This is a genomic window from Anabaenopsis tanganyikae CS-531 (assembly GCF_029891675.1).
Taxonomy (GTDB): Bacteria; Cyanobacteriota; Cyanobacteriia; order Cyanobacteriales; family Nostocaceae; genus Anabaenopsis; species Anabaenopsis arnoldii.
On sequence record NZ_JANQDF010000064.1, the window covers coordinates 1 to 4,459 of the forward strand.

Sequence of the window (4,459 nt, forward strand, 5' to 3'; positions counted from 1 at the left end):
TCACTATTCCCTATCCCCTATCCCCTATTCCCTATTCCCTACTCACTATTCCCTACTCACTATTCCCTGTTCCCTGTTCCCTGTTCCCTGTTCCCTTAAAACCATAATGATGATGTCCTAACCAATATGTCCGTTGCTATATATTTAACACCCAGTCGGATTTATCCGACTTTAGCTATCAGACAGGGCTTAGAAACCCCCGACTCCCGGTGGTCTAAACTGCTGCGGTTTCACAGTCGATCGCACCACCACCGAAATCACCCAGAGTCCCCAGAAGAGAAATATCACATAGAAACCAGAAACGAAGACTAAAGCCCCGCCGCCGCACCTAACCAACCTGCAACCCTCACAATAATTGGCTTGGCTACTGTCCAAAGTTGCTTACCAGAATCTACAGTTTTAGTTGTTTTTTCTAAGGTTTCTCTCACACTTGTTAAACGGTCTAACGCACGTTGTTTATTTGGTTCTGCTTTGTCCGTTGCGTTTTTAGCTGCATTCAAATCTTCAATTACTTCTTCTTTGGTGTCCGCTGGTAACTCTGCATCTTGAATCAAAGTTTCTAATTGTGCCAGTAACTTCACAATATCCTCTTTAGTGAGCGCTTCTCCCGTATCTGCACCCACTTCATTTTGTTGTGTAACTTGATTATTGTCACCAAGAACAGCCTGATTATTGTCTCCCTGTACTGCGCGGTTGTTATCACCTTGAACGTTGTTGACGTTACCGCCCACAGAACCACCAACTGAAAAGCCACCGGGATTACTAGCCATACTTCCTACCTCTTGTATTTGTGTACTTGAATAATAATTAGGGCGCTCCAGCGCCGTCATTACCATATTCTCTAATCTACGAATTTGATTATCTTTTTCTGCTATTAGTAAATTAACTTCTCCCTCTGACAAGCCTTTTATCTGGTTATAAGTAGCGGAATATTCGGCACTCAATTGGGACTTGTCAGCTGTCGCTGTAGTTTTGGCACGAAGTAAAAATTTATCCTCACCTCGTACTTCCATGCCGACAATTCGCAAATCAGCTTCTGGGTGATTCTCTGCTAACTGCTTAAATGAAATTGCGATCGCTCTGGGGTCAACATCTTGATTATGGTATAAGTCCAGGGTGTCAAATATTGGCTTGATAAAATCCCCAAACTCCCCATCTGCAAACACTTCTTTATTGTTATCGGGTTTGCGCAGAGGATCAGGGTTCTCCTTCGTGGGGAGTCGCATATAAACGTATTCACATCTCACACCATCAAATTTGGTGTCAGTGGTAATCCCCCAATCTTGAATGTATGCCCCAGTAAGCGTAGCCCCTGTAAAATCCGTGCCATTAAGTTGTGCCTGTACTAATATTGCTCTGGATAAATCGGCATCCTGTAAATTGGCTTGGCTCAGGTCAGCACCAATAAAGCTAGTATCTACCAAATTCGCCTTTTCAAAATTAACCCCCCGTAAGTCCTCACGGTCAAAGTTTTTTTCTCGCCCCTGACCTTCCATCAAAACTTTCAGCAGTTGTCCATTTTGCAGGTAAGTTTTACCAGGGCGAACCCGGTCAAGTTTTTTAGTTTTATGGAAACAAGTACGAGTTAAATTAGCTTTTCTAAAATCTGTACTTTTAAGTGTAGCAGTAGTGAAATCAGCATCTGTTAAGTTGGCGTTGCGAAAGCTTGTACCACCAAAGGTGGCAAAAGCAACAGCGATGTTCCGAATCAAAGAGTATTTTTCATCTCCTTTCATAGCTCTCCGAGCAATGTAAGCACTAAATAAGGCTCCGGCGATGACGAAGGCTCCGGCGATGGCGATGTCGATGGCTCTGTCGATGGCGATGGCTCCGGCGATGTCGATGGCTCCGGCGATGGCGATGGCTCCGGCGATGGCGATGGCTCCGGCGATGGCTCCGGCTCCGGTGATGGCGATGGCTCCGGCGATGGCTCCGGCGATGGCTCCGGCTCCGGCGATCGCTGAGTTAAATCCTTGGCGAAGGATAACTATAAAAACAACAATTACTACTATTAAGGCAGTCCAGCCAGCAACCTGATTTTCTAGACTGGAACTGTCAAATATAGAAGCTATCAACACTCCGGTGAAGGCTGATAAAAATCCAGAAATTCCAGACAGCAAACATGATACACAGACTAAAAAGATAGCCCAACGTTTTTGCAGTCCTGCTTGAGCATGGCTAAAGTTTGCCCCTGTGAGGTTAGCCCCAGTAAAGTCTGCGCTGCGAATATCTGCATAACTAAAGTTAGCACCCCTAAGGTCTTGACCTTTGAAAGAATGACCTCTGCAATTTTTACCGGATAAGTCCTGGATCATGGCTAGGTGCGGTAGACTTTATGATGCTTTCTGATTTAGCTACAGATATACCACGAACATTTCCGTTATTGTAACGTTTTCAGTTAAATTTATCTTATAGGACTCCTAAATGATGACTGTTGACGGTTGACTGGGAAGAGGTGTGACCATCAACAGCCATTAGCCGGGGAATAGATTAAGCGTCTAATAGCCAAAGTCCACTCAAAGTGGACTGTTATTAGGTTACATCTAATATTATAGACAATGATTATTAACCTGATTTATAATGTTATATTTAACACCCCACCCAGTCGGATAAATCCGACTTTAGCTATCAGACGGGGGTTTCTAACCCCCGGATCCCGGTTGTCGTAGCTCTTAAACCCTGACCCATCACCCTGACCCATCACCCATCACCCATCACCCATCAACCCTCAACCCTCAACCGTCAACCATCACCCGTCAACCGTCACCCGTCAACCGTCAACAGTCAACACTCAACCTATACCTAAACTTTTATGACTAAATGGTTCAACACCGCAGGCCCCTGTCAACCAGATATCCACTATACCTTACCCACCACCGAACGGTTACCAGAGTTAAAACGCCTAATTGCGCAACGCAATTACTTTGTCATCCATGCACCCAGACAAACCGGTAAAACCACTGCCATGCTCACCCTAGCACAAGAATTAACAGCTAGTGGTAAATATACCGCCGTCCTACTATCCTTAGAAGTAGGCGCAGTATTTCCCCATGATCCCCTAGCAGCGCAAAGTAGTATTTTAAATCACTGGCAGAATCAGATCCGGTTTTTGAAGTTACCCTTACCACATATCAATCAGATTAAGGAAGAAACGGGAATCACCCAGTTAGATTTACAAACAGTTCTCAGTATTTGGGCTGCTAGTTCTCCCCATCCCCTAGTAGTATTTTTAGATGAAATTGATGCTTTAAGTGATGAAACTCTCATCTCTGTACTGCGACAACTACGCTCCGGTTATCCCAGTCGTCCCCAAGGTTTCCCCCAATGTGTAGCCTTAATTGGGATGCGGGATGTACGTGATTATAAAGTAGCCTCTGGCGGCACTGATAGATTAAATACCTCTAGTCCCTTTAATATCAAAGTAGAATCTATCACATTAAGTAACTTCACCTTAGAAGATGTTAAAAGCTTATACGAACAACACACCCAAGCCACAGGGCAAATCTTTACCCCCCAAGCCATTCACCACGCTTACCATTTAACCCAAGGTCAACCTTGGTTAGTCAATGCGATCGCCCGTCAAGTTACAGAGTATTTAGCAGAAGACGTAAATATCCCCATCACAGTAGACTTAATCAATCAAGCCAAAGATATCTTAATTCAAAGACAAGACACCCATCTAGACAGTTTAGCAGAGCGACTGCGCGAAGATAGAGTAAAAGCAATTATTCAACCCATGTTAGCTGGTGACGAGTTAGGCAATGTTCCTGATGATGATTTACGCTATGTCCTAGATTTAGGTTTATGTAAACGGGATAGAGGTGGTGGTCTGGAAATTGCTAATCCTATCTATAGAGAGGTATTCCCCAAAACTTTAGCCAATGTCACAATTGCTTCCTTAACATCTGTTTAACCCACCTGGTTAACACCTACTGGTAAACTCGATGCAGTAGCATTGTTAGACTCATTCTTAGACTTTTGGCGACAACACGGAGAACCATTATTTAAAAGCACCCCCTACCCAGAAATAGCCCCCCACTTAGTATTAATGGCATTTTTACACCGTGTCGTCAATGGTGGTGGTAGCTTAGAGCGCGAATACGCCATCGGCTCCAGGAGGATGGATATATGTCTGCGTTATGGCGATGTAGTCTTAGGGATGGAATTAAAAGTATGGAAACAGGGTAAACCCGACCCCTTAACCCAAGGATTGATACAATTAGATAAATACTTATCAGGACTCAATCTAGATACAGGATGGTTAGTAATATTTGACCGTCGCCCCAACTTACCCCCCATCAGCGATCGCACCTCCACCGAAATAACCCTAAGTCCCCAAGGGAGAAATATTACAGTAATTAGGGGATAGCCTAGTCATCTATCCCAGTCAACCGTCAACAAAACAGCGATCGCACTAAGCAGCCGGGTAATAAATTACCCGTCTGATAGCGAAAGTCCA

2 protein-coding genes and 1 pseudogene are annotated in these 4,459 nt (G+C 44.3%); 2 read left to right on the forward strand and 1 reads right to left on the reverse strand.

The annotated features are described in order from the left end of the window. Positions 1 to 126 precede the first annotated feature (126 nt). Positions 127 to 312 (forward strand): hypothetical protein, encoded by a 186-nt coding sequence (locus NWP22_RS06850; RefSeq protein ID WP_280801659.1) that lies wholly within the window; start codon positions 127 to 129, stop codon positions 310 to 312. On the opposite strand, the gene NWP22_RS06855 is transcribed toward NWP22_RS06850, so the two are convergent. Next, positions 309 to 2,315 carry a pentapeptide repeat-containing protein gene (locus tag NWP22_RS06855; RefSeq protein WP_280801660.1) on the reverse strand — a complete coding sequence of 669 codons (2,007 nt, stop codon included), beginning with the start codon at positions 2,313 to 2,315 and terminating at the stop codon, positions 309 to 311. The two genes, NWP22_RS06850 and NWP22_RS06855, sit on opposite strands and share 4 nt — an antisense overlap. 497 nt (positions 2,316 to 2,812) lie before the next feature. On the opposite strand from NWP22_RS06855, the pseudogene NWP22_RS06860 reads away from it, so the two are divergent. Next, a pseudogene (locus tag NWP22_RS06860) lies at positions 2,813 to 4,369 on the forward strand (ATP-binding protein). Positions 4,370 to 4,459: the final 90 nt, after the last annotated feature.

What these genes read in the sequence shown, in the direction of transcription:
- NWP22_RS06850 (WP_280801659.1), top strand. Translation starts at nt 127, where the DNA reads ATGTCCGTTGCTATATATTTAACACCCAGTCGGATTTATCCGACTTTA.
- NWP22_RS06855 (WP_280801660.1), bottom strand. Translation starts at nt 2,315, where the DNA reads ATGATCCAGGACTTATCCGGTAAAAATTGCAGAGGTCATTCTTTCAAA.